General features: G+C 68.9%; 25 protein-coding genes and 1 pseudogene. 16 read left to right on the plus strand and 10 right to left on the minus strand.

The features are described from left to right. The first annotated feature begins 23 nt into the window (after positions 1-23). Both ON04_RS03345 and ON04_RS03350 read left to right on the plus strand, forming a co-directional pair. Positions 24-755 carry an ATP-binding cassette domain-containing protein gene (locus tag ON04_RS03345; RefSeq protein WP_010540167.1) on the plus strand — a complete coding sequence of 244 codons (732 nt, stop codon included), beginning with the start codon at positions 24-26 and terminating at the stop codon, positions 753-755. After that, positions 752-1,798 (plus strand): ABC transporter substrate-binding protein, encoded by a 1,047-nt coding sequence (locus tag ON04_RS03350; RefSeq protein WP_010540168.1) that lies wholly within the window; start codon positions 752-754, stop codon positions 1,796-1,798. The genes ON04_RS03345 and ON04_RS03350 overlap by 4 nt, the downstream gene beginning before the upstream one ends. A gap of 33 nt (positions 1,799-1,831) precedes the next feature. Here the strand turns inward: ON04_RS03350 and ON04_RS03355 are convergent, their stop codons facing one another. The 3 genes from ON04_RS03355 to ON04_RS03365 are packed head-to-tail and all read right to left on the minus strand — an operon-like array spanning position 1,832 to position 3,451. Continuing rightward, on the minus strand, positions 1,832-2,224 hold the full coding sequence (locus ON04_RS03355; RefSeq protein WP_010540169.1) for a DedA family protein: 393 nt from the start codon (positions 2,222-2,224) through the stop codon (positions 1,832-1,834). A 22-nt stretch (positions 2,225-2,246) separates the two neighbouring features. Beyond that, entirely contained in the window at positions 2,247-2,555 is a 309-nt protein-coding gene (locus ON04_RS03360; RefSeq protein ID WP_010540170.1) for an antibiotic biosynthesis monooxygenase family protein, read from the minus strand. Between the two features lie 26 nt (positions 2,556-2,581). Further along, entirely contained in the window at positions 2,582-3,451 is an 870-nt protein-coding gene (locus tag ON04_RS03365) for an HhH-GPD family protein (RefSeq protein ID WP_010540171.1), read from the minus strand. Between the two features lie 38 nt (positions 3,452-3,489). Here ON04_RS03365 and ON04_RS03370 point away from each other — a divergent pair, with 38 nt between their 5' ends. Further along, on the plus strand, positions 3,490-4,143 hold the full coding sequence (locus ON04_RS03370; protein ID WP_010540172.1) for a carbonic anhydrase: 654 nt from the start codon (positions 3,490-3,492) through the stop codon (positions 4,141-4,143). Positions 4,144-4,213: 70 nt separating this feature from the next. Next, the gene (locus ON04_RS03375; RefSeq protein WP_010540173.1) at positions 4,214-4,870 is read left to right on the plus strand and encodes a hypothetical protein; all 657 of its coding nucleotides are present in this window, start codon (positions 4,214-4,216) and stop codon (positions 4,868-4,870) included. A 28-nt stretch (positions 4,871-4,898) separates the two neighbouring features. On the opposite strand, the gene disA is transcribed toward ON04_RS03375, so the two are convergent. Further along, a complete protein-coding gene (gene disA, locus ON04_RS03380; protein WP_010540174.1) occupies positions 4,899-5,957 on the minus strand; it encodes a DNA integrity scanning diadenylate cyclase DisA in 1,059 nt (352 codons plus the stop codon). Between the two features lie 61 nt (positions 5,958-6,018). Further along, positions 6,019-6,591, minus strand: a complete 573-nt coding sequence (locus tag ON04_RS03385) for a hypothetical protein (protein ID WP_033444038.1) — start codon at positions 6,589-6,591, stop codon at positions 6,019-6,021. A 199-nt stretch (positions 6,592-6,790) separates the two neighbouring features. Here ON04_RS03385 and ON04_RS03390 point away from each other — a divergent pair, with 199 nt between their 5' ends. The 5 genes from ON04_RS03390 (at position 6,791) to rlmB (ending at position 11,011) form a co-directional block, all read left to right on the plus strand. Next, positions 6,791-7,285: a CarD family transcriptional regulator gene (locus ON04_RS03390; RefSeq protein ID WP_010540176.1), complete on the plus strand. Its 495-nt coding sequence runs from the start codon at positions 6,791-6,793 to the stop codon at positions 7,283-7,285. Between the two features lie 28 nt (positions 7,286-7,313). Further along, positions 7,314-8,087 carry a 2-C-methyl-D-erythritol 4-phosphate cytidylyltransferase gene (ispD, locus tag ON04_RS03395; protein ID WP_010540177.1) on the plus strand — a complete coding sequence of 258 codons (774 nt, stop codon included), beginning with the start codon at positions 7,314-7,316 and terminating at the stop codon, positions 8,085-8,087. Beyond that, positions 8,084-8,566 carry a 2-C-methyl-D-erythritol 2,4-cyclodiphosphate synthase gene (ispF, locus tag ON04_RS03400; RefSeq protein WP_010540178.1) on the plus strand — a complete coding sequence of 161 codons (483 nt, stop codon included), beginning with the start codon at positions 8,084-8,086 and terminating at the stop codon, positions 8,564-8,566. The genes ispD and ispF overlap by 4 nt, the downstream gene beginning before the upstream one ends. Positions 8,567-8,628: 62 nt before the next feature. After that, positions 8,629-10,041 carry a cysteine--tRNA ligase gene (cysS, locus tag ON04_RS03405; RefSeq protein WP_010540179.1) on the plus strand — a complete coding sequence of 471 codons (1,413 nt, stop codon included), beginning with the start codon at positions 8,629-8,631 and terminating at the stop codon, positions 10,039-10,041. 1 nt (position 10,042) lies between these two features. Further along, a complete protein-coding gene (gene rlmB / locus ON04_RS03410; RefSeq protein WP_010540180.1) occupies positions 10,043-11,011 on the plus strand; it encodes a 23S rRNA (guanosine(2251)-2'-O)-methyltransferase RlmB in 969 nt (322 codons plus the stop codon). Between the two features lie 6 nt (positions 11,012-11,017). Here the strand turns inward: rlmB and ON04_RS03415 are convergent, their stop codons facing one another. From ON04_RS03415 to otsB, 5 genes and pseudogenes are all read right to left on the minus strand, one after another. Then, the gene (locus tag ON04_RS03415) at positions 11,018-11,974 is read right to left on the minus strand and encodes an aminoglycoside phosphotransferase family protein (protein ID WP_238529220.1); all 957 of its coding nucleotides are present in this window, start codon (positions 11,972-11,974) and stop codon (positions 11,018-11,020) included. A gap of 161 nt (positions 11,975-12,135) precedes the next feature. Continuing rightward, positions 12,136-12,984 carry a metal ABC transporter permease gene (locus tag ON04_RS03420; RefSeq protein ID WP_010540182.1) on the minus strand — a complete coding sequence of 283 codons (849 nt, stop codon included), beginning with the start codon at positions 12,982-12,984 and terminating at the stop codon, positions 12,136-12,138. Then, positions 12,984-13,745 (minus strand): annotated as a pseudogene (locus ON04_RS03425) (metal ABC transporter ATP-binding protein); the annotation flags it as partial. The pseudogene ON04_RS03425 and the gene ON04_RS03420, both read right to left, overlap by 1 nt. A 107-nt stretch (positions 13,746-13,852) precedes the next feature. After that, complete coding sequence (locus ON04_RS03430; RefSeq protein WP_010540184.1) at positions 13,853-14,740, minus strand: metal ABC transporter solute-binding protein, Zn/Mn family; 888 nt, start codon at positions 14,738-14,740, stop codon at positions 13,853-13,855. A gap of 131 nt (positions 14,741-14,871) precedes the next feature. Beyond that, positions 14,872-15,657 (minus strand): trehalose-phosphatase, encoded by a 786-nt coding sequence (otsB, locus tag ON04_RS03435; protein WP_010540185.1) that lies wholly within the window; start codon positions 15,655-15,657, stop codon positions 14,872-14,874. Positions 15,658-15,764: 107 nt separating this feature from the next. On the opposite strand from otsB, the gene ON04_RS03440 reads away from it, so the two are divergent. The 7 genes from ON04_RS03440 to ON04_RS03470 all read left to right on the plus strand — a co-directional run bounded on the left by ON04_RS03440 (position 15,765) and on the right by ON04_RS03470 (position 22,191). After that, complete coding sequence (locus ON04_RS03440; RefSeq protein WP_010540186.1) at positions 15,765-17,237, plus strand: amidase; 1,473 nt, start codon at positions 15,765-15,767, stop codon at positions 17,235-17,237. Further along, on the plus strand, positions 17,234-17,953 hold the full coding sequence (locus ON04_RS03445) for a GntR family transcriptional regulator (RefSeq protein WP_010540187.1): 720 nt from the start codon (positions 17,234-17,236) through the stop codon (positions 17,951-17,953). Before ON04_RS03440 ends, ON04_RS03445 begins: the two co-directional genes overlap by 4 nt. 67 nt (positions 17,954-18,020) lie before the next feature. Continuing rightward, positions 18,021-18,899 (plus strand): ectoine/hydroxyectoine ABC transporter substrate-binding protein EhuB, encoded by an 879-nt coding sequence (ehuB, locus tag ON04_RS03450; RefSeq protein ID WP_010540188.1) that lies wholly within the window; start codon positions 18,021-18,023, stop codon positions 18,897-18,899. Positions 18,900-18,908: 9 nt separating this feature from the next. After that, the gene (gene ehuC / locus ON04_RS03455; RefSeq protein ID WP_010540189.1) at positions 18,909-19,604 is read left to right on the plus strand and encodes an ectoine/hydroxyectoine ABC transporter permease subunit EhuC; all 696 of its coding nucleotides are present in this window, start codon (positions 18,909-18,911) and stop codon (positions 19,602-19,604) included. Next, positions 19,604-20,260 carry an ectoine/hydroxyectoine ABC transporter permease subunit EhuD gene (ehuD, locus tag ON04_RS03460; RefSeq protein ID WP_010540190.1) on the plus strand — a complete coding sequence of 219 codons (657 nt, stop codon included), beginning with the start codon at positions 19,604-19,606 and terminating at the stop codon, positions 20,258-20,260. Before ehuC ends, ehuD begins: the two co-directional genes overlap by 1 nt. A 22-nt stretch (positions 20,261-20,282) precedes the next feature. Further along, complete coding sequence (locus tag ON04_RS03465; protein WP_010540191.1) at positions 20,283-21,041, plus strand: amino acid ABC transporter ATP-binding protein; 759 nt, start codon at positions 20,283-20,285, stop codon at positions 21,039-21,041. A 43-nt stretch (positions 21,042-21,084) separates the two neighbouring features. Continuing rightward, the gene (locus ON04_RS03470) at positions 21,085-22,191 is read left to right on the plus strand and encodes an IS630 family transposase (RefSeq protein WP_141564611.1); all 1,107 of its coding nucleotides are present in this window, start codon (positions 21,085-21,087) and stop codon (positions 22,189-22,191) included. Positions 22,192-22,234: the final 43 nt, after the last annotated feature.

Below are 22,234 nucleotides of genomic sequence, written 5' to 3' on the forward strand. Positions count from 1 at the left end.
CCCACACTCCCCGGAGGACATCCATGCCCACTACTCTCACCCCGGCCGGGGCCCTGCACGATGTCACCCGGCAGTTCGACGGCACCACCGTTCTCGACGGGCTCGACCTGGAGATTCCGCGCGGGCAGATCGTCGCGCTGCTCGGCCACAGCGGGAGCGGTAAGTCGACCGCGTTGCGAATCCTGGCCGGGCTCGACCACGATCACGGCGGCACCGCCTACATCGACGGGGCGCCCGCCGTGGTGTTCCAAGACGCCCGCCTTCTGCCGTGGCGCACCGTCGCCGCCAACGTGCGCCACGGGCTCAACCGGGTCGACGTGGGCCGCGCTGAGAAGACCGATCGAGTGTCGCAGATGCTCGACGAGGTGGGGCTGGCCGGCCGGGAGGACGCTTACCCGGGCGAGCTGTCCGGCGGGCAGGCCCAGCGCACGTCGTTGGCCCGCGCCCTTGTCGCTGAGCCCTCGCTGCTGTTGCTCGACGAACCATTCGGCGCGCTCGACGCGCTCACGCGGCGCTCCATGCACGACCTGTTACTGCGGCTGTGGCGCCGCCACGGACTGGGGATCCTGCTGGTCACGCACGATATCGACGAGTCGATCGCGTTGGCCGACAGGGCCCTCGTTTTGGACCACGGCGCCGTCGCGCACAGCGAGACGATTGACCGACCCCGCGGCGGCGGGCAGATCGGCCACCACCGACGATCACTTCTCGATGCCTTGGGCGTCGACCACTCAGACGAGGACTATTCGATATGACCACCACCGTTTCCGATATCCGCAGGCGACACTCGGTACTGATCGCACTCTTCGCGCTGGCCGTGGTCGTGATGATCGCTGGTGCGGGATGCGCCAGCCGGGAGTCGCAGGCCCAGGCGCCCGTCCCGGACCGGGTGGACCCGGCGGAGCTGTCCGACCTCGTGCTGCGGGTGGGGGACCAGAAGGGTGGCACAGAGGCGCTACTGACCGCGTCAGGGCAGCTCGAGGGCCTGTCTTACCAAGTGGAGTTCTCCACCTTCACCTCCGGACCGCCGCAGATCGAGGCGCTCAACGCCGGGCAAATCGACGTGGCCGTCACCGGAAACACCCCGCCTGTGTTCGGGACCGCGGCCGGGGCGCGCGCGTCCGTCGTGTCCGCCTACGCCAACGACGGGGAGGGCGACCAGATCCTTGTTCCGGCCGACTCGGACGTGCAGTCCGTGGTGGACCTGGTCGGCAAGAAGGTGTTGGTGGCCAAGGGGACCTCCGCCCACGGCCACCTGCTGCTGCAGCTCCGTAAGGCCGGGGTCGACCCGGAGGGCGTGGAGCTGGTGTACCTCCAGCCCGCCGAAGCGGGGTCGGCATTCTCCCGCGGCGACGCTGACGCGTGGGCCATCTGGGATCCGTACACCGCGATCACCCAGACCACCTCCGACGTCCGCACACTTACCACCGCGGCCGGGACGACCAACGGGTTCGGGTTCGGCGTGGCGTCTAACGAGGCCCTGGCGGACCCGCGCCGACAGACCGCGATCGCCGACCTGCTGGTCCGGATCGGCGAGGCAGGGAAGTGGGCGGCAGAGGACCCGACCGGGTGGGCGGACTACTACGGAAAGGCGGTGGGCATCTCACCGGAGGCCGCCGAGCTCTCGCAGGGCCGTAGTAGCCGGGTGCCGGTCGCGCTGGCGGACACGATCGCCAGCGAACAGGAACTGGCCGACGTGTTCACCGAGGACGGCCAGATCAACGCTGTCGATCTGAAGGCGCTGGTGGACGAGCGGTTCGCTGATGACCTGGCGCCCGTGGTGGGCGCACTGCCCTAAGCTGAACCGTAGCCTCGGGCCCGGGTTGCCAGGTCAGGCGGCGATCCGTTCACAGACTGTCGCGATCGCCGCCCACCCAACCAGGCCGACCGTGGAGTACAGCAGCGCCCATAGTGCGGAGCCTACGGTCACTGCCAGTAGGTAGCGGCGCAGCGGCATACCCGCGAAGCCTGCGCTGAAGTTGACCGCGGTCTGCACCCCCACGGTGAGGAAGGACAGTGGCACCGCGACCACCCCGTACCGTGCGGCCAATCGCTGGGCCCGCTGCACGGTGGGGCCTTCGAGACGGTGGGAAAATCGCCGACTGAGGTGGCCTCCGCCGAAGGCTCCACGGCCTAACCAGTAGGTGGCATTGGCGCGCAGCATGACTATCACGAAGAGTGCGGCAAAGGCGATGCCGAAAGGTTGCTGCGCGATCCGGTCCATGGGACGAGGGGCTACCGGCCGGTCAGGCGGACGGCTTGACGTCCATCACCACGTCGAACTCCAACAGGTTCGCGCCCTCCGCGACAGGCTTGCCGTGCTCGCCCTTGTGTGCGGCGCGGGCGTCGCCGTCACGCCACGCGGCGAACGACTCCTCGTCCTCCCAGGTGGTGACGACGAAGTACCGGGTCTCGCCGCCGGTGGGGCGCAGCAGTTGGAAACCGAGGAATCCGGGGGAGTTCTCGACGGTGTGCGCGCGCTCGGAGAAGCGGCGCTCGAGCTCGGAGCCGGCCTGCGGCGGGACATTGAGGGCATTGATCTTCACGACGGCCATATAGGTCAGGCTACCCTCAGTCGCGCTCAGGTCGGAAGCGAGTACAGACCGTCGGAGCGCTCGACCAGCCCATCGCCGACAAGCGAGGCCAGCGCGCGCGCCCGCTGGGCCTCATCCGGCCAGACCGCGTCGAGCCGCGCGGCGGTCGCAGTGCCGTCGCCGTCGCGCAGGACGTCGAGCAGCATCCCGCGGACCTGGCGGTCGGTGCCGGCGTAGGTCTGCGTCCGGCGCCGCGGGCCGTCCCAGGCCGGGCGGCCGGCGGCGACCCACGCGCACGATGAAGCGATCGGGCAGACGTCGCAGTCAGGAGAGCGCGCGGTGCACACGAGCGCCCCCAGCTCCATGATCGCCACGGAGAACGCCACCGCGTCCTCCCGCCCTGCGGGGAGCAGGGCCTCGACGGCGGCGTGATCGCGACGGTTGGACGGCGGCCCGGCCTCGGCCACCCCGTTGACCGCGCGCGCGACCACGCGCCGCACATTGGTGTCGACCACCGGGACGGCCTGCCCGTGCGCGAAGCAGGCCACGGCGCGCGCGGTGTAGTCGCCGACGCCGGGGAGGGAGAGCAGGTCGTCGACCTCGGTGGGAACCTCGCCGCCGAACTTCTCGACGACGACAGCAGCGCACTCCCGCAGCCGCAGCGCACGCCGGGGATAACCGAGCTTGCCCCACATACGTATCACGTCGCCTGGTGCGGCGGCCGCGAGTTCGGCAGGGCCGGGCCAGCGTTCGAGCCACGCCCGCCAGGCCGGCTCCACCCGGGCCACCGGTGTCTGCTGACTCATAACCTCACACAGCAGGATCTCCCAGGCGCTCACCCCGTCCTCGCGCCAGGGGAGGGAGCGTCCAGCTCCGGAGAACCAGGAGAGGAGCGCCGGGGTATCGAAGGAGGTCAACGGTCGGCACCTTCGCGGGCCGGTGCACAATATGAGCCATGCCTCATACCAATCCCATCAGTGCGTGGGCCTCGCTGCGCGACGGCAATCACCGTTTTGTCGATTGCGAGATGCGTCATCCCAGTCAGAATACCCAGCGGCGGGAGGACCTCGTCGCCGCGCAGCACCCCAAGGCCGTGCTGTTCGGGTGCTCGGACTCGCGGGTGGCGGCCGAGATCATCTTCGATCAGGGGCTAGGGGATCTTTTCGTGATCCGGACGGCCGGGCACATCATCGACACGGCGGTGCTCGGTTCGATCGAGTACGCGGTCCACTTACTGGACACGCCGCTGATCGTGGTGCTGGGCCACGACAACTGTGGCGGCGTCGCCGCCGCTGTCGAGGCGTTGGAGACGGGCGAGATCCCGCCCGGGTTCCTTCGGGATGTGGTGGAAAAGGTGTCGCCGTCGATCCTCAACGGTCGACGCGAGGGACTCACAACCACCGACGACTTCGAGGCGCGGCACATCCTGGAGACGGGAGAACTGCTCGAGCAGCGGTCGAAGATCATCAGCGAAAGGATCGACGCCGGGGAACTCGCGATCGTCGGCGTGACCTACAAGCTCAGTGATGGCCGGGCCTACCTGCGCAGTGTGATCGGCGACGTGGACGACGTGGCACACGGCCCGGGCGAGGAGATGGTGGCGATCTGAGACCACTGTTCGCAGGACACGCCACGCCGCAGGTGGAGACGGTGTGCGGGTCGGTTATAGAGTTGGGCTCGTGCAGGAACCCCAGGGCGATCTACCGCGTGAAGTCTATGTGCGTCGCCGCGTCGCCGCGGTCGTCGTCGCGGTCATCGCCGTCCTGGCGGTGATTCTGGCGCTGTTCCTGGCGTCCCGGGACAGTGGCACCGATACGCAGCAGAACGCGGCCGACGGAGAGAGCGGCTCGTCAGAGGCGGTCGATACCTCGGAGTCGTCCGTCAGCGAGACAACCGAGCCGGATGATGGTGGCGCCTCCCGCGGACGATGCGCGGACGAGGACCTGCGCTTGAACGTCTGGCCCGCCGAGCCGAATGTGCCGGAGGGCCAGGACGTCCGCTTCTTCGTCAACATCGCCAACGTGTCGGACACGACGTGCGATCGGGACTTGTCGGAGGCCCCGTTGTCGTTCGAGGTCTACCGTCTCGACACCAACGTCAAGGTGTGGTCAAGCATCGACTGCACCACGCCCCGTGACGAGGACAAGGTAGAACTTCGTCCCGAGATTCCGGAGCCGCGGCAGATCGACTGGACCGGCCGCCGCTCGGCGGAGGGTTCGTGCTCGGAGGCAGACCGTACGCCCGTCGAGGTGGGCGCCTACCAGGTGTACGCGCTGGTCGGGACTGTCTTCAGCCCTGCCGCCACATTCAACGTGGTAGAGGCACCAGAAGCCTGACGCGCCGTCCTACGGGATGCCGTGTCGGTCAGCTGCTGCCGAGGCCGGTGAGTCGCTGACGAACGTGGCGTGCCCAGAGCGAGCCCACCCCTTCGACGTCCGCGAAGTCCGACTGCTCGGCGGCCAGGAGCGCCGGCACAGACCCAAAGCGTTCCACCAGCGCGGCGATCTGCACGGGCCGGAGGCGGGGGATATGGGCGAGCATCCGGTGCCCGCGCGCGGTGACCTGCTCGTCCAGGTCCTCGGGTTCGGCCGGTAGCCCCAGGCATCGAGCCACCGGCGCCGGGAGCAGCAGGTCCGCGTCGGTGAGGGAGTCAAGACGCTGGAGCCCCAGCTGCACCTGCTCGGCTGTGGGGATCGGACGCGGGTCCTGCCCTGGCGGCCCCACCACGAGGTGATCCGCGACCAGCCCCCACAGTTCGTCGGGGGTGTCGGAGAGTAGCTCTTCCAGCTGCAGCGTGGTCTGGCGTCCGTATTCGCCCATCTCGACCGCCAGCTCGGCCAGCTCAGAGCCCAGTCGCTCGAGGCGGAGCAGCATCTGTGCCATCGTCACCACATCGCGGATCGCGGCGTAGCCGCCGAGCTCAGCACGGTCGAGACGAGCCCGGGCGCGGCTCGTGCGCGCGACATGGCGCTCCATGGTGGCGACGGTCTGATCGGCGCGGGCTAATAGCACCACCGGGTCGGCCAACACGCGGGCGAGCCCCCCGGCGTAGACAGTCACGGTGGTCATGGACGCGGACACGGCCACAGCGGGAACCCCGGTGTGCAGTGCGGTCCGTTCGGCCGCGCGGTGACGGGTACCCGTCTCGACGGCGGGCAGCGACGGGTCGGGAACCAGGTGGACGTTGGCACCGGTGATCCGCGTGCCGTCGGTGGCCAGCACCACCGCACCGTCCATCTTGCTCAACTCGCGCAGCCGGGCTGGGGTGAACTCCACATCCAACTCCACGCCACCGTCGCAGATCGCTCGCACCTGCGGGTCGTCACCGAGCACGACGAGGCCGCCGGTCCCGCTACGGCGGACCCGGTCAAGTGCGTCACGGAGGGGCGTGCCAGGGGCTAACCGCCGAAGGACGGCACGCATCTGCGGGTCCACGGGCGAACCGTCAGCCGCTCGGGCGGAGAGGGCGGAGAGGGCGGACGTGTCAGTGCTCCTCGGACTCGCCGACGTACTCCGTCGGACGCGTGTACTCGCCGACCTCGATGATGTCCCCCATCACGGCGGCTTCGGTGTCGATCTGCTCGCCGTTGGAGAAGCTCACGGTCGCGGGAACGGAGACGCCGATCTTCAGGTCGCCGGCGTCAGAAAGGGTAGCGGTGGTCGTCTCCAGGCAGATGCCGTCGGGTGCGGGCGCCGGCTCGGCGTTCTCACGGGCGTCCACGACGACCGAGCAGCCGCGCTCCATCGGCTTGGTCTGGCCGAGCTGGGCCTTCTTGCCGTCGATCTCGACGCTCTCCAGGGAGATGGGCTCGCCGAGACCGGAACCGGAGAACGAAGCCACGAACCCCACGCGGGCGTCACCACCGTCTTCGGCCAGAGTCACCAGGAGATCGTTCACGTTGAGGTCGCCGACGGAACCGTTGCCACCGTCGACCGCAGCAACCTGGTTGGCGGTCTGGGATATCTGCCCGGAGCCGCAGGCCGACGCCCCGAGGGCGGCACCCACGGCCAGGACTACGAGCGCGGTGCGGCGCAGGCCAGTGTTCGGTGAAGTCACGTCAGGCTCCTCGGGGGAATGGTCGTCTCTCAGGCCGGTCTCATCGTAGTCCACGGCCGGTCCGGACCGGCGGCAGAGTGGTCCCGTCACACCCTTCCCAAGCAGTTCTCCGACCGTTCGGGTTGCTGACCTGCGCAAACGGAAAACGCCTGAACTGAGGCCGTGCTAAGCTGGGTCCGTCGAAAGGGGAAAGCCACTCATGGAGTTCAAGGTCGGCGACACCGTCGTCTACCCGCATCACGGCGCCGCGACTATTCAGGCGATCGAGATGCGGACGGTAAAGGGCACCGAGAAGGAATACCTCGTCCTCAAGGTTTCGCAGGGCGACCTCACGGTCAAGGTCCCGGCCGAGAACGCCGAATACGTGGGCGTGCGCGACGTGGTCGACGAGGCGGGGCTCGACAAGGTCTTCGAGGTCCTGCGTACCGAGCACGCGGAGGAGCCCACCAACTGGTCCCGCCGCTACAAGGCCAACGGCGAGAAGCTCGCCTCCGGTGACGTGAACAAGGTGGCCGAGGTCGTTCGTGACCTCTGGCGCCGCGACCTCGACCGCGGCCTGTCCGCGGGCGAGAAGCGCATGCTGGCCAAGGCCCGTCAGGTGCTCGTGGGTGAGCTCGCGCTCGCCGAAGGTGCCGACGAGGAGCGCGCGGACGCGCTCCTGGACGAGGTCCTCGGTTCCGCAGCCCCCGCGTGACTCGCTCCCGAGAACACAGCGTTACCTGGTGAATCACCACCACACTGACGGCCACCCCGCCCCCACCGGCCGGGTGGCCGCCGTCGTTCCCGCTGCCGGGGCGGGGGTTCGCCTGGGCGCCGGGATGCCCAAGGCGTTCGTCGAACTCAGCGGCCGCACCATGCTTGAGCGGGCAGTCGAGGGGCTGCTCGCCTCCGGGGTCGTGGACGACGTGGTGGCCGTGGTCCCCGACGACCGCGTCGCGCAGGCCGAATCGATGCTCGCGGCCCTGGCGGGAGACGACCACCTCGTCGTCGTCACCACCGGGGGCGCGGAGCGCACCGACTCCGTCCGCAACGGCCTCGCGGCACTGGGCGCCGCCCACCCGGACGGCGCCGCGGTATATGACGTTCTCCTGGTGCACGACGCCGCACGCTGCCTCACCCCTGCGGCGCCCGTCCGGCGCGTGGTGGAGGCGGTCCGGTCCGGCCGGGTCGCTGTAGTACCCACGATCCCCGTGATCGACACGGTCAAACAGGTCGACGACGAGGGTTATGTGGTGGGCACGCCCGACCGTTCTGCTCTCCGCGCCGTCCAGACACCGCAGGGCTTCACCCCCGCCATCCTGCTCGCCGCCTACGACTCCATCGGGGACGTGGCCACCGACGACGCGGGTCTGGTCGAACGGTACGGCGAGCGCGTCTCCACCGTCGACGGCGACCCGGCCGCCTTCAAGATCACCACCGCGGAGGACCGGGCCCGCGCACTCACGGACCTCGCGGGCGTCCCCCCGGGCCCCGCCCGACCCCAGGAGAACCAGTGACCGAACCAGTGATCCCCCGCGTGGGCATCGGCACCGACGCGCACCGCGTGGAACCCGGCAAGCCCTGCATGATGGCCTGCCTGCACTTCCCCGACGACCACGGCTGCGAGGGGCACTCCGACGGCGACGTAGTGGCTCACTCGCTGGTCGACGCGTTATTGTCCGCCGCCGGGCTCGGAGACCTGGGCACACTGGTCGGGACCGGGCGACCCGAGTATGACGACGTCTCCGGCGAACGTCTGCTGCACGAGGCCGTGGCCGAACTCGCGGCCCACGGGTGGGCGATCGGCAACGGGGCCGTACAGATGGTGGGCAACCGGCCCAAGATGGGCCCGCGTCGCCTCGAGGCCGAGGAGCGGTTGTCGGAGATCATTGGCGCCCCCGTCTCCGTCTCCGCCACCACCACCGATGGTCTGGGCTTCACCGGCCGCGCTGAGGGTGTCTCCGCGGTCGCCACCGCGCTGGTTTACCGCGCCTGACTGCCCCACACCGCGCGCGACGAGGCGGGCGGACGGCCCCGTCACCGGTAGACTCGGCCACCGTGACGCTCCATCTGTACGACACCGCCACCCGCTCCCTCCGGGAATTCACCCCGGTCCGTCAGGGTCACGCGTCCGTATACCTGTGTGGCGCCACCCCGCAATCGGTCCCACACATCGGGCACGTCCGCTCCGGCGTGGCCTTTGACGTGCTGCGCCGCTGGCTCCAGGCCTCCGGACTCGACGTGGCGTTCGTGCGGAACGTGACCGATATCGACGACAAGATCCTCACCAAGGCTGCCGAGAACGGTCGTCCGTGGTGGGAGTGGGTCGCCACCCACGAACGCGAGTTCACCCGCGCCTACGACGCGCTCGGCGTGCTGCCGCCGTCCACCGAACCACGGGCGACCGGCCACATCACGCAGATGATCGAGTACATGGAGCGGCTCATCGAGCGCGGCTTCGCCTACCCGGCCGAGGGGTCCGTCTACTTCGACGTGGCCGCGTGGTCGGCGGCGCCGGAGGGCGACTACGGTCACCTGTCCGGACACCGACTCGACGAAGTCGACCAGGGGGAGGGCGCGGACCTGCGCGGCAAGCGGGACCCGAGGGACTTCGCCCTCTGGAAGGCGGCCAAGGAGGGTGAGCCCAGTTGGCCCACCCCGTGGGGCGACGGACGGCCCGGCTGGCACCTCGAGTGCTCGGCCATGGCCACCTGGTACCTCGGCGCCACCTTCGACATCCACGGTGGCGGCCTGGACCTGCAGTTCCCGCACCACGAGAACGAGGCGGCCCAGTCCCACGCCGCCGGTGACGGCTTCGCCCGCTACTGGATGCACAACGGCTGGGTGACCATGGCCGGTGAGAAGATGAGCAAGTCGCTCGGCAACGTGCTGAGTGTGCCCAATATCCTCACCTCGGTCAGGCCGGTTGAACTGCGTTACTACCTCGGTAGCGCCCACTACCGCTCGATGCTCGAGTACTCGCCGGAGGCGCTCCACGAGGCGGCCGCCGGGTACCGGCGGATCGAAGCGTTGGTCAAGCGCGTCGCCGAGGCGCAGGAGGTGCCGGTGGGCACCTGGACAGACGGATTCGCCGCCGCGATGGACGACGACCTGGGGGTCCCGGCCGCACTGGCCGAGATCCACGGCCGCGTCCGGGCCGGAAACACCGCACTCTCCGCCGGGGACACGGCGTCCGCTCTGGAGGCTGCCTCTTCCATCCGGGCGATGACCTCGGTGCTGGGCGTGGATCCGCTGGATCCCCAATGGGCCGCCGGCGGGGGCGGGGACGACGCCGCCCTGACCGCACTCGACCTACTCGTGCGGGCAGAACTCGACGCCCGTGAGAACGCGCGGGCGAACAAGGACTTCGCCACCTCCGATGCCATCCGTGACCGACTGGTCGCGGCGGGCATCGAGGTGGCCGACACCGCGGACGGCCAGAAGTGGTCGCTCGCCAACCGGAAGGACTGATATGGCGGGCAACTCGAGCCGGCGCGGAGCGATTCGCAAGACCGGTACGAAGAAGGGCCAGGTCGTCGGCTCCGGCGGCCAGCGTCGCCGTGGACTCGAGGCGCGTGGCGCCACCCCCAAGGCGGAGGACCGCACGTACCACGCGGCCCACCGCAAGGCTAAGTCGGCGGACCGCAAGGCGCAGAGCGTGCAGCAGCGTCGCCGGTATGCAGAGAAGAAGGCGGACGGTCCCGAGCTGGTCGTGGGCCGCAACCCCGTGGTCGAATGTTTGCGGGCCGGTGTCCCGGCCACCGCGCTGTTCGTGGCCGTGGGCGCCGACAACGACGAGCGACTGACCGAGGCCGTCCGGTTCGCGGCCGACAAGGGGATCTCGATTCTCGAGGTGCCGCGCAATGATCTCGACCGCATGACGTCCAACGGCATGCACCAGGGGATCGGACTGCAGGTCCCGGCTTACGAGTACGCGGACCCGAACGACCTTATCGAGAGCGCCATGCACTCGTCGCGACCCGCGCTGCTCGTCGCGCTGGACAACATCACGGACCCCCGCAACCTCGGCGCCGTGATTCGGTCGACCGCGGCATTCGGCGGTCATGGTGTGCTGATCCCGGAGCGACGTAGTGCCTCGATCACCGCGGTGGCCTGGCGGACCTCTGCCGGAGCCGCGGCGCGGCTGCCCGTCGCCCGGGCCACCAACCTCAACCGCACACTGCTGGACTGGGCCAAGTCGGGCGCGCAGCTCGTCGGCCTCGACGCCGATGGCGATGTGTCCCTGGACGACTATGACGGCACCGGCCCCACCGTGATCGTGGTGGGATCCGAGGGTAAGGGCCTGTCCCGCCTCGTCCGCGAGAACTGCGACTCGATCCTGTCCGTGCCCATTGCCTCGGGAGTGGAGAGCCTTAACGCCTCCGTCGCCGCGGGTGTGGTGCTGTCCGAGTTCTCGCGTCAGCGTCGCATCAAGGGCTGACTGTCTTTAGGCCCGCGGGCGGCGGGGCGACCGACACCGGTCGAACGTCGCCCGCGCGTACGCCCACGTTTCCTCGCCGTAGTACAGGTGGCCGGCGAGCGTGTAGAGCCCCGCCAGCCGCTGGTAGGTCCACGCCCGGTCGAGGAACGTGGCATCCACCGGGCCGACATACCTGGCCAGGACGTCCCCGACGAATCGTGGGCCGTACTCGTATAGCTCCGCGAAGTCGATGGCCGGGTCGCCCAGGCACATATCGGTGAAATCTATGAGCCCCAGGCGGCCTGGCTCGGACTCTCCCTGCGCACCGCGACGATCCCAATACAGGTGCCGCGCATGGATGTCGTAGTGCAGAAACACCCTCGGCAGAAGCGTGGACTGCAACGCGGCCACCTCGTCGCAGATCTCGCGTGCCGTGCGCATCTCATCCGCCGTGAAAACGTCCGGCAGGTTGTTCTCCACGATCCCGCGGACGAAGTCCAGGTTCTCGGGCTGGTACGAGTGCGGAACCAGGTCCATCGGCGGCGCTGACGTGTCCTGCAGGTGGAATGCCGCCAGTAGGGCGCCGAGTTGGCTGGCGATCAGCGTCTTCTCTGTGGTGGGCAACTGGTGGAACAACTCCGGGGTGAGGCGGTCCCCTCTGATCAACGGATAGCCGGCGAATGCCAGGCCGTGGGGCACGTGGGTGTAGCGAGGAATCGATGCCTCTACACGGCCGGCCAGGTGGTCGAGGACCGCGATCTCGGCGGGCAACTGCGTGTGCGCCTGCTCATCGGTGGGGAACCGGAACACCAGGTTGGTGTGGCCCAACGCGTCGTCTCCACTGCATCCGTGGCAGAGAATCACCACGTGGTCCCAACCTTCCTCGATCCGCGTGGCCCGGTCCCAGGTCAGCGCGGGGTACGAGGCACGGATTGCATTGATTTCTGGGGACGAGTCGGCTGCGGGTGCGGGGTCGGGGCTCACCCGATAGACGCTAGAGCGCCGAGCAGAGGATTTCGTGCAACGCCACTCGGTCGATGCAGGCGTTTTCCTCTGCGCGGCGAAGGGGCGGGCGCGGGCGAGGGGCGGGCGCGGGCGAGCGGCGGGGGTGACGAAGGGGCGGGCGCCGGCGACGGGCGGGTGCGTCAGCGGCGGAGCGCGCCGACCGCCCGGCAGGCCAGATAGATCAGGAACGAGATGGTGGTGACGAAGACCGAGACCGGGACACCGGGCGCTAGGGACAGCAGCATCCCGCCGACTGCCGCGACCTCGGCGAACAGAATCGTCAGCCCGATCGCGCGCAGCGGGCTGGACGTGACGGCTGCCGCGGCGGCTGCCGGGGTGATGAGCAGGGACAGTACGAGCAGCGCGCCCACCACCTGCACGGCCTGGGCGGCAGCGAGCCCCACGAGGACGGCGAAGATCATATTGATCGCCCGCACGGGCACGCCGCGCGCCTCGGCGACCTCGGGGTCGGCTGAGGAGAAGACGAGCGGTCGGTAGAGGAAGATCAGCGAGCCGCAGATGATGGCCGCGACCACCGCCATCTGCACCAGTCCATGCTCGGACACGCCCACGATCTGCCCTGTGAGCAGGGAGAAGCTGGTTCCGGACCGGCCGGGGTAGAGGTGGATGAACAGTACGGCCAGGCCGAGGCCGAACGCAAGGACGACGCCGATGGAGGAGTCGCGTTGGGACGCGCGGGAGCCCATCATCCCGAACATCAGGGCAGCGATCACGGACCCGACGATCGCGCCAGCCCCCAGGTCGAGCCCGAACAACAGGGCGGCGGCGGCGCCGGTCAGGGCGAGTTCGCTGGCCCCGTGGACGGAGAACGACATCTGCCGCATCACGACGAACGGGCCGATCGCTCCGGCCAGCAGCCCGAGGAGCGCGATGGCCGCGAGGCCGTAGAGCACGAAGTCCTGCTGCAGCAGGTGTGCGGTGACCTCGGTGTCGCCGATAGACCCGAAGATCTCGAGCAGTCGGTCCATCAGTGGGCTCCGTGGTCGTCGTCGTGGTGGTGATGTCCGGTGGACCACGGTTCGGTCACCAGGTGGTGGGTATCGCCCACCACAACGATCTGCCCGCGGACCCGCAGGACCTCGACGGGGGACGAGTACAGATCGGACATGACCTCGGTGGTGAACACCTCGTCGGGCGTGCCGATGCGGTGTCGGCCGTCGACCAGGTAGACGATCCGGTCGACCATCGGCAGCACCGGGTTGATCTCATGGGTGACAAACACGATGGCGGTGTCGTCCTCGCGCCGGCGGTGATCGAGTACCGAGGCGACGGTGCGTTGACCGGTGAGGTCGAGGCTCAGCAGGGGTTCGTCGCACAACATGACGCAGGGGTCGCACGCAATGGCCTGGGCGACGCGCACGCGTTGCTGCTCGCCGCCGGACATGCGGCCGAGGGGTTTGTCGGCGAGTTTGCGGGCGTCGAGTCGTTCCAGCGAGTCCTCTACGATCCGTTGCTTCTCGGCGCGTCGGCCGGGCCAACCGGGGCCCCATCGAGTGCCGTCGATGCCGAGTCCCACGAGGTCGCGCCCGCGGAGGGTGATGCCGGGATCGAAGGCGCGTTGCTGCGGCACGTAGCCGAGGTGGGTGCCGCGGTGGCCGGGGGCGCGGCCGTCGACGAGCACGGAGCCGGTGTCAGGTCGGTGTTCGCCGAGCAGCACCTTGAGCAGTGTGGTCTTGCCCGCGCCGTTGGGTCCGAGAACGGCGACGAACTCGCCTGGTTTGATCTCGAGGTCGAGGTCGCGGATGAGGGTGCGGCCGCCGCGTGAGACGGTCACCCCCTGCAGGGAGACGACAGGTCCGGGGCCGGGGATCCCGCGGACGTGATCGCCGCCGACGGTCATCGCGGTCCGTCGGCGGTCGCGGCGGCCACCTCGTCGACGATGCCGGTGATCCAACCGAGGTAGTCGGCGCCCTCGGGGAGTGTCTCGGCGAGGTCGACGACGACGAGGTCCGCCTCCTCGGCAGCCTTCCGGACCCGGGCCGTCACGGAGGTCTCGGTCTGAGCGTTGTAGGCCAGGAAGGTGGCCCGCCGATCGTCCAGCAGGGAGAGCATGGCGGCGAGGTCGGCTGCGGACGGGTCGGTGTCGTCCTCGACGGAGTTGAGGAATCCGCGTGGCGTGAGGTCGACCAGGTGTGCGGTGTCGAACAGGTGTTGGCCGACCCGCTCGGTCTGGACGTACTCGAGGTGCCCGCGATGCTGGATGCGGTCGAGTCGTTCTTCGAGCGGGGTCAGGGATTCGGTGAACCCGCGGGCGTTGTCCCGGTACTCGTCGGCGTTGTCCGGGTCGATCTCCGCCAGTTCGTCGGCCACCCGCTCGGCCACGGCGGCAGCGGTGGGCAGGCTGAACCACACGTGCTCGTTCGAGGCTTCCTCGCCGGTGGCCAGTGCGTACTCGTCCACGGCGCGGACCACCGGCACCTCACCGGCGTTGTCGAGGGCGAGGTCGACAAAGGAGTCGTAGCCGCCGCCGTTGTAGACCACCAGGTCGGCGGTGGTCATGGCGGCGGAGTCGGCCGGGCTGGCCTCGTACGAGTGGGGGTCGGCGGTGGGGTCGGCGATCACGGACTGCACGGTCGCGTTGTCCCCGGCGACCCGGCCGGCGATGTCCGCGTAGACGGTCGTCGACGCCACTATCTCGGGGCTGTCCGATCCCGGCCCGGCGTCCGAGGTGCTGCAGGCCGTCAGGGCGCCCCCGCCCAGCAGGGCGACCGTTGCCAGCGCCATTCGACGACGGTTACGGGGGCTACGGATGCTGTGGGAGGGAGACGACGACAAGAGCACCACTCTCGTAGTAATGGGAACCATTGTCGTTAAGTGTAGAACCGGGGGCGACGCTGCGTGCAACCCCGGGGCGATCACCGGGTCGAATCGCGCAGGTCCGCCAGCGTTCCCAGCAGTCGGATGACCGCGGGGATATCTGCCACGCGGTGGGCGGCGGCCGTCTCGCCGTCGCCGACCTTGATGCCCACGTCGTCCGGGCGTAGGCGGGCGAAGCCGCGTTCGTCGGTCACGTCGTCCCCGATGAACACCGCGAGTTCGGCGCCGGTCTCCTCGACGAGTTTCTCGATCGCAGTGCCCTTGCTCGCCTCGCGGACCGCGATCTCCACGACGTTCTTGCCCTCGGTCACAAACACCCCGTCGAGCGTCGCCGGCCCGGACATCGCCTCGGACATCGCGCGCTCGCGCGCCGCGGGGTCGGCCACTGGCCGGACGTGCAGTACGGCGGCGGTGGGTTTGGACTCGACGTGCGCTCCGGGGGTGCGACCGGCGATCTCCCCGAGTTCCGTGTGCAGGCGAGACAGGAGCGTCACCTCGTCGTCGTCGAGGGGGGTCGCGAATCCCCCCTCCCACTCCGACCCGTGGCTGCCCACCAGGACCACCGGATCGGCCGTGCCGCTGACCTCTGCCAATGCGGCGCGGTTGCGGCCCGACAGCAGTGCGACGGTGGTGCGGGGCAGTCCGGCCAACCGCATCAGCGTCTCGATGCCGCCGGGGGCGGGCACGGCGAGGGTGGGGTCGTCGACGAACGGGGCGAGGGTCCCGTCGTAGTCGCAGGCGATCACCAGGGTCGGTGCGACTGCGGCGCGGCGCAGGGCCTCGGCGAGGTCGGGTGAGAGGTCCGGTACGGCGGCGTGGCTCATGGCTCCAGGGTAGGAGGCCGCGGGCGGTCCGGGGCGCGATGGGCGGGTCTCTTGACGAAGATGCGCTCAACTGTAGGATTGTCGACAATCCAACGGAAGGTGCACAGATGACCGTGTCACTCACCGCCCTAGAGCTCGCCGAACGCTTCCGCGCCGGCGAGCTCTCCCCGGTCGACGCCGCGCGCGACGCACTCGACGCCGTCGAGTTGATCGACTCGCAACTCAACGCCTTCTGTCATCTCGACCGTGACGCGACGCTGGGGGCGGCCCGCGAAGCAGAGCAGCGGTACAGGGACGGCTCCGAGATCGGACCGATCGATGGCGTGCCCACCACGATCAAAGACATCTTCTACACCCGCGGTGTTCCCACCCTGCGCGGTTCGCGACTGCTCGCGGACAAGCCTGGCGCCGCCGACCCCGACTCGTGGCCCGACGACGCACCCGTCACCGCGGCGACCCTCGAGGCGGGCTGTGTGGTGATCGGCAAGACCACCACCCCGGAATTCGCGTGGAAGGGTGTCACCGACAACACGCTCACCGGTATCACTCGGAACCCCCACGACCCCGCGCTGACGCCGGGCGGCTCGAGCGGTGGCGCAGCGGCGGCCGTGGCTGCGGGCCTCGGCCCCCTCGCGTTGGGCACCGACGGCGGCGGCTCGGTCCGGATCCCGGCAGCGTTCTGCGGGATCGTCGCGCTCAAGCCCACCTACGGCGTGATCCCCATGTTTCCGTCAAGCCCATTCGGAACCCTCGCGCACGCGGGGCCCCTGACGCGCACGGTCGGTGACACCGCCGCGTTCATGGACGCGCTACTGCGCCCCGACCCCCGCGACTGGTCCGCGGTCCCCGCCCGCGCCACGACGCCCGGCCCCGGCGGCTACTTGGCCGCGGCAGTAGAAGGCACCCGGGGCGACAGGCCGCTCGAAGGACTGCGCGTGGCGTACAGCCCGACGCTGGGATTCGGTCGCAACGACGCCGACGTGGAGCGCGAGGTCACCCGTGCAGTGGGCGTGTTCGAGTCGCTCGGCGCGCGGGTGGACGCAGTGGATCCGGGCGTGACCGATCCCGTCGACGCGTTCCATGTGCTGTGGTTCGCCGGGCTCGCGGCGGTCCTGGCGCCCCACGGCCCGGGCGCGGTCGACCGCGTGGACCCATCGATGCGCGACGCCCTGGGCAGATATCACGACTTCACCGCTGCCGACTACCTCGACGCGGTAGCCGTACGGATGGCGCTCGGCGCACGGATGGCAGACTTCCATCAGGCCTATGACCTGCTCATCACGCCCACCACCCCGATCCCGGCGTTCGCCGCGGGCTCCGATGTGCCCCCGGACTGGCACAGCCCCGACTGGACCTCGTGGACGCCGTACACCTACCCGTTCAACATGACCCAGCAGCCGGCGCTGAGCATCCCGTGTGGCACGACCGACTCCGGTCTCCCGGTGGGGTTGCAGATCGTCGGGGCGCGATTCGAGGACCGGCTCGTCGTGCGCGCCGGGGCCGCGCTCGAGGCCGCGCTCGGCGACGTGGTGCCGGCCCCGCGGATCCATGCCGCCGGCTCCGCGAAAGGTGCCCGATGACGAGTTCCGATCCCGCCGTCGACCTCGACCCGGTGATCCGGGAGTCCACGCCCGCGCTCATCGCCCGTGCCCTGCGGCGCGCGGTCTCCGACGGGACGTTCCCGCCGGGCGCGCAGATGGGGGAGGCGGCGCTCGCCCGCTCGCTCGAGGTGAGCCGCGGTCCTCTCCGTGAGGCCATGCAGCGGCTCACCCAGGAGGGACTGCTGGTCTCCCACCGCAACCGAGGCCTGTTCGTCGCCGACCTGACGCCCGAGGCGGTGGAGGACATGTACCTCATGCGTACGACCATCGAGACCGCGGCTCTCGACCGTGTTCTGGACCTCGGGCTGGGACAGGAGACGGCGCGTGCGCTCGACGCGGCGGTCGACGCCATGGCGGCCCTGGCGGATGAACCCCGGTCCACCGCCATGGTGGAGGCGGACCTCGACTTTCACCATGCGCTGGTCGAAGCCGCACGCAGCCCCCGGTTGTCGCGCGTCCACGAGACGGTCCTGGTGGAGACCAGCATGTGCCTGCACGCGATGAGCGGCACGTATTCGGACGCTGGTTCACGACTGACCGAACACCGCGCCATCGCCGACGCGGTGCGTGCCGGGGAGCCCGTCGTCGCCAAGAACCTGCTGGTAGAACACATGAGGGACGGGCATGACCGCGTCCGCTCGGGAGGGGCGCATTCTGATGCCGGGGTAACGGCGAGGTCACGCTTGGTCCGTTAGGTGACGGGGATCGCGACGGGGGCCATACCGTCGGATGGACGTTAATTTCCGGACGACGGAGGCACCGATGGGCACGAACATCACGCGACGACAATTGTTCCGGGGCGCGCTGGCGCTGGGAGGGGTGGTGGCCGTCGGCGGCTCGCTGGCCGCCTGCTCCACCACCGAGACCGGCGGTCCCGCGGCCGGCGGCGGAGGCGGGCTCCTCGAACGCGCCCGTCAGGAGGGCCTGCGGATCGCGATCGGCAACGAGCCCCCGTACACCGAACTCGCCGCCGACGGCACCGTGACCGGCGCTGAGCCGGACGTGCTCAAAGCCGTCTGTGCGCGCATGGGGATCGACAATGTCGAGGGCATCGTCTCCGGCTACGACGCGATGATCCCGGGGCTCAAGGCCAACCGCTGGGACGCCATCGCGGCGGGCCTGTTCATGAAGCAGTCGAGGTGCAGCGAGGTCAGTTACGCCTCGCCCGTGATCGTGTCCACCGAGTCGTTCGGCGTCCGGCCGGGCAACCCGAAGAACATCCTGACGATCGCCGATGTCAAGGACCGCGGCGACCTGCGCGTAGGCGTGGTGCCCGGCGGATTCGAGCAGGGCATCCTCGAGGCGGCGGGCGTCGACGCCGGCCGGATCGTCAACGTCACCGACGCCCGCGGCGGCTCCGACGCGCTGGGCGCCGACCGCATCGACGCGTTCCTCCTGCCCACGCTCTCTCTGCGGGAGCTCGACGGCGTCGAGGTCACCGACCCGATCGAGGACGCCCCCAGCACCGGATCCTCCGCGGCCTTCCGCCCCGACGACGCAGACTTCCTCGAGGCCTACAACACCGAGCTCGAGGCGTTCAAGACCGAGCCCGAGTTCGCCGGGATCCTCGAGAAGTGGGGCTTCGACCCGACAGTCGTCGACGGGGTGACGACCGAGGAACTCTGTTCCGTCGACGGCTGACCCGGCTTCATGGATGCGATAGTCGACTACCTACCGCTGATCCGGCAGGGATTTATCACCACCATCCAGGTGACGGTCCTGGGCGCGGCGCTCGCGTTGGTCGTGGCGTTTGTTCTGGGGTTGGCGAGGCTCTCCACGCACCGTTGGTTGAGGTGGCCGGCGGCGTGCATCGTCGAGTTCCTGCGAGGCACCTCGCTGGTCGTCCAGCTGTTCTGGTTGTTCTTCGCCCTCCCGTTCTTCGGAATCCAGCTCACCGCACTGTTCGCCGGTGTGCTTGCCCTGGGACTCAACGAGGGGTCGTACGCCTCCGAGGTGGTCCGCGGATCCATCGCCTCCCGGCCCCGGGGGCAGACGGAGGCGGCGATCGCGCTCAACATGACACCTGCCCAGCGGATGCGCCGGATCCTGCTCCCGCAGTCGGTGCCGGCCATGCTCCCGCCCATGGGCAACGTCATGGTGGACCTGCTCAAAAACAGTTCGCTGGTCTCGTTGGTCACCGTGGCCGACCTGACCTTCAACGCCGGCCTCATCCGGTCCTCAACGGGCGAGACGGCACTGATCTACGCGATCATCCTGGTGCTGTACTTCCTGCTGTCGCTGGTGATCTCCGGGATTGTGGCGGCGCTCGAGCGGGTGTTCGCCCCTACCCGTGACAAGCGGTCATTCCTCACCGCGCTCACGGGACGAACGCAGGAGGTGAGCTGATGATCTGGGACAACGCGTTCGCGATCAGCATCATCCCCGACCTGCTCCGGGGCCTGCTCACCACTGTGCAGATCACGTTCCTCGGCATGGCGATCGCCGCCTCGCTGGGGCTGGTGGTCGCGGTCTTCCGGTATCTGCGGATCCCGGTCCTGTCGCAGGTTCTCGGATTCGGTGTCTACTTCATCCGCGGAACTCCGCTGCTGGTCCAGGCCTTCTTCGTGTTCTACGTGTTGCCCGAGTACGGCATCACGATGAGTGCACTCGTCACGGGCACCCTGGTGATCGGCGTGAACTACAGCGCCTACACGGCGGAGGTCTACCGGTCGGGCATCGAGGGGGTGCCCAAGGGACAGTGGGAGGCGTCGACGGCGCTCAACCTTCCCCGCGCGCGCACATGGACCGCCATCGTCCTGCCGCAGGCCGTCCGACGCGTGGTCCCGCTCCTGGGCAACTACCTCATCCAGATGTTCAAGGACTCGGCGATCCTCTCCGCGATCACCGTTTTTGAGCTCATGTCGGTGGCCAAGGCGATCGGCCAGTCCGAGTTCCGCTATATCGAACCGTTCACGCTCGCGGCGCTGCTGTTCCTCATCGTGAGCGTCCCGTGCACCCTCGTCCTCCGTCGATTGGAGATCCGTTATGGCACCGTCCACTGAACCCGGTACACCGGGGGAACCGATGGTCCGGTTCGAGAGGGTGAGCAAGAACTGGGGGGAGAACCACGTCCTCCGCGAGCTCGACTTCTCGGTGAACCGGGGCGACAAGATCTCCATCATCGGCCCGTCCGGCTCGGGCAAGACCACGATTCTCCGCGTGCTCATGACCCTCGAATACCCCACCTCGGGCCGGGTGCTCGTCGAGGGGCGGGAGCTCTGGAACACCAATGGCGCGCGCAAGCATCCGCGCGAGACCAAGCAGTTGCGTCAGATCCGCAGCCGCATCGGGATGGTCTTCCAGCAGTTCAACCTGTTCCCGCACATGACGGCGGTGGAGAACGTCATGGAGGCGCCGGTTCACGTGCTGGGCAAGAACAAGGGCGAGGCGCGCAAGGAGGCGCTGGACCTGCTCGGGATGGTCGGCCTGGCGGACCATGCGCACAAGAAGCCCCCGCAGCTGTCCGGTGGGCAGCAGCAGCGGGTGGCCATCGCCCGCGCCATGGCCACCAAGCCGGACATCATGTTGTTCGACGAGCCCACCTCCGCGCTCGACCCGGAGCTGGTGGGCGAGGTGCTCAAAGTGATCCGAGACCTGGCCAACGACTCCTCCATGACCATGCTCATGGTGACCCACGAGATGAACTTCGCGCGTGAGATCTCGGACCTGGTGGTGATGTTCGACGGCGGGGTCGCGGTGGAGGTGGCGCCGCCTGCGCAGTTCTTCGACGCGCCGCAGAACGAGCGCACCAAACGCTTCCTCGGGGCGGTTCAGGGCTACTAGTGTCGTGCGTGTGAAGTAGTTTTACAGTTGGGTTTGTGAAATCATGGGGCATGGCGAATCGACCTGCCCCGGCATTGATGTTGCGTCCCGGCGATCGCGAGAGAAGCTTGAGAGAATGACGCGCTCGCAGTCGATGTCGGCAGGCATGGTGCAGCGAGCACGCATCGTGCTGCTGGCTTCGGAGGGCCGGCGCAATGCGGAGATCGCCGAGTTGGCCGGGGCGTCGCGGCCGAAGGTGAACCTCTGGCGGTCCAGGTACGAGGACAAGGGCATCGGGGGCCTGGCTGATGAGAAGCGTTCTGGTCGGCCGCGCACGATCGATCACGCGGAGATCGTGACGGCGACCTTGATGCCGCCGCCGAAGTCTCTGGGCGTGACCCACTGGTCGTCGCGGCTGCTGGCGACACGGTTGAAGGTCTCGGCCTCGACGGTGGTCACGGCGTGGCGTGCCTACGGGATCAAGCCGTGGCGCTCGGAGTCGTTCCGGTTCTCCACCGATCCTGAGCTGGTCGGCAAAGTCACCGACATCTGCGGCCTGTACCTGGCGCCGCCGGAGAACGCGATCGTGTTGTGCGTGGATGAGAAGTCCCAGATCCAGGCACTGGATCGTACTCAGCCGATCTTGCCGATGCAGCCCGGCCTGATCGAGCGGCGCAGCCACGACTACGTCCGGCACGGCACCAGCACCCTGTTCGCGGCGCTGGACATCGCCACCGGTCAGGTCACTGCCGCACTCAAACCGCGGCATCGCAACCAAGAGTTCCTGGCGTTCCTGAAGCAGATCGAGCGGGCGTACCGTCATGTCGTCGATGCCGACGGTCAGCCAGTTGAGCTGCACCTGGTGATGGACAACTACGCCGCCCACAAGCACGCAAACGTTAAGGCCTGGCTGGCCGAAAATCCCCGGTTCAAGGTCCACTTCACACCCACCCACGCGTCGTGGATGAACCTGGTCGAGGTGTGGTTCGGCATCGTCGAACGCCAGGCCATCCGCCGTGGGGTCTTTACATCCGTCAAGGACCTCAACGCGAAGATCCGCGCCTTCATCGACGGCTGGAACCACCGATCCCACCCCTTCGTCTGGACGAAAACCGCCGACGAAGTCCTCAAGAAAGCCAACCGTAAGAAGACTTCAAATGCGGACCACTAGGCGGTTCAGGGCTACCGGGCGGTGCCGGGTCCTCTCGGAGGCC

Source organism: Dietzia alimentaria 72, from assembly GCF_000226215.1.
GTDB classification, from domain to species: domain Bacteria; phylum Actinomycetota; class Actinomycetes; order Mycobacteriales; family Mycobacteriaceae; genus Dietzia; species Dietzia alimentaria.

What these genes read in the sequence shown, in the direction of transcription:
- ON04_RS03390 (WP_010540176.1), top strand. Translation starts at nt 6,791, where the DNA reads ATGGAGTTCAAGGTCGGCGACACCGTCGTCTACCCGCATCACGGCGCC.
- ON04_RS03470 (WP_141564611.1), top strand. Translation starts at nt 21,085, where the DNA reads ATGGGGCATGGCGAATCGACCTGCCCCGGCATTGATGTTGCGTCCCGG.
- ON04_RS03440 (WP_010540186.1), top strand. Translation starts at nt 15,765, where the DNA reads ATGACCGTGTCACTCACCGCCCTAGAGCTCGCCGAACGCTTCCGCGCC.
- rlmB (WP_010540180.1), top strand. Translation starts at nt 10,043, where the DNA reads ATGGCGGGCAACTCGAGCCGGCGCGGAGCGATTCGCAAGACCGGTACG.
- ON04_RS03355 (WP_010540169.1), bottom strand. Translation starts at nt 2,224, where the DNA reads ATGGACCGGATCGCGCAGCAACCTTTCGGCATCGCCTTTGCCGCACTC.
- ON04_RS03445 (WP_010540187.1), top strand. Translation starts at nt 17,234, where the DNA reads ATGACGAGTTCCGATCCCGCCGTCGACCTCGACCCGGTGATCCGGGAG.
- ON04_RS03420 (WP_010540182.1), bottom strand. Translation starts at nt 12,984, where the DNA reads ATGGACCGACTGCTCGAGATCTTCGGGTCTATCGGCGACACCGAGGTC.
- ehuD (WP_010540190.1), top strand. Translation starts at nt 19,604, where the DNA reads ATGATCTGGGACAACGCGTTCGCGATCAGCATCATCCCCGACCTGCTC.
- disA (WP_010540174.1), bottom strand. Translation starts at nt 5,957, where the DNA reads ATGCGTGCCGTCCTTCGGCGGTTAGCCCCTGGCACGCCCCTCCGTGAC.
- ON04_RS03350 (WP_010540168.1), top strand. Translation starts at nt 752, where the DNA reads ATGACCACCACCGTTTCCGATATCCGCAGGCGACACTCGGTACTGATC.
- ON04_RS03430 (WP_010540184.1), bottom strand. Translation starts at nt 14,740, where the DNA reads ATGGCGCTGGCAACGGTCGCCCTGCTGGGCGGGGGCGCCCTGACGGCC.
- ON04_RS03370 (WP_010540172.1), top strand. Translation starts at nt 3,490, where the DNA reads ATGCCTCATACCAATCCCATCAGTGCGTGGGCCTCGCTGCGCGACGGC.
- ON04_RS03345 (WP_010540167.1), top strand. Translation starts at nt 24, where the DNA reads ATGCCCACTACTCTCACCCCGGCCGGGGCCCTGCACGATGTCACCCGG.
- ON04_RS03465 (WP_010540191.1), top strand. Translation starts at nt 20,283, where the DNA reads ATGGTCCGGTTCGAGAGGGTGAGCAAGAACTGGGGGGAGAACCACGTC.
- ON04_RS03360 (WP_010540170.1), bottom strand. Translation starts at nt 2,555, where the DNA reads ATGGCCGTCGTGAAGATCAATGCCCTCAATGTCCCGCCGCAGGCCGGC.
- ehuC (WP_010540189.1), top strand. Translation starts at nt 18,909, where the DNA reads ATGGATGCGATAGTCGACTACCTACCGCTGATCCGGCAGGGATTTATC.
- ehuB (WP_010540188.1), top strand. Translation starts at nt 18,021, where the DNA reads ATGGGCACGAACATCACGCGACGACAATTGTTCCGGGGCGCGCTGGCG.
- otsB (WP_010540185.1), bottom strand. Translation starts at nt 15,657, where the DNA reads ATGAGCCACGCCGCCGTACCGGACCTCTCACCCGACCTCGCCGAGGCC.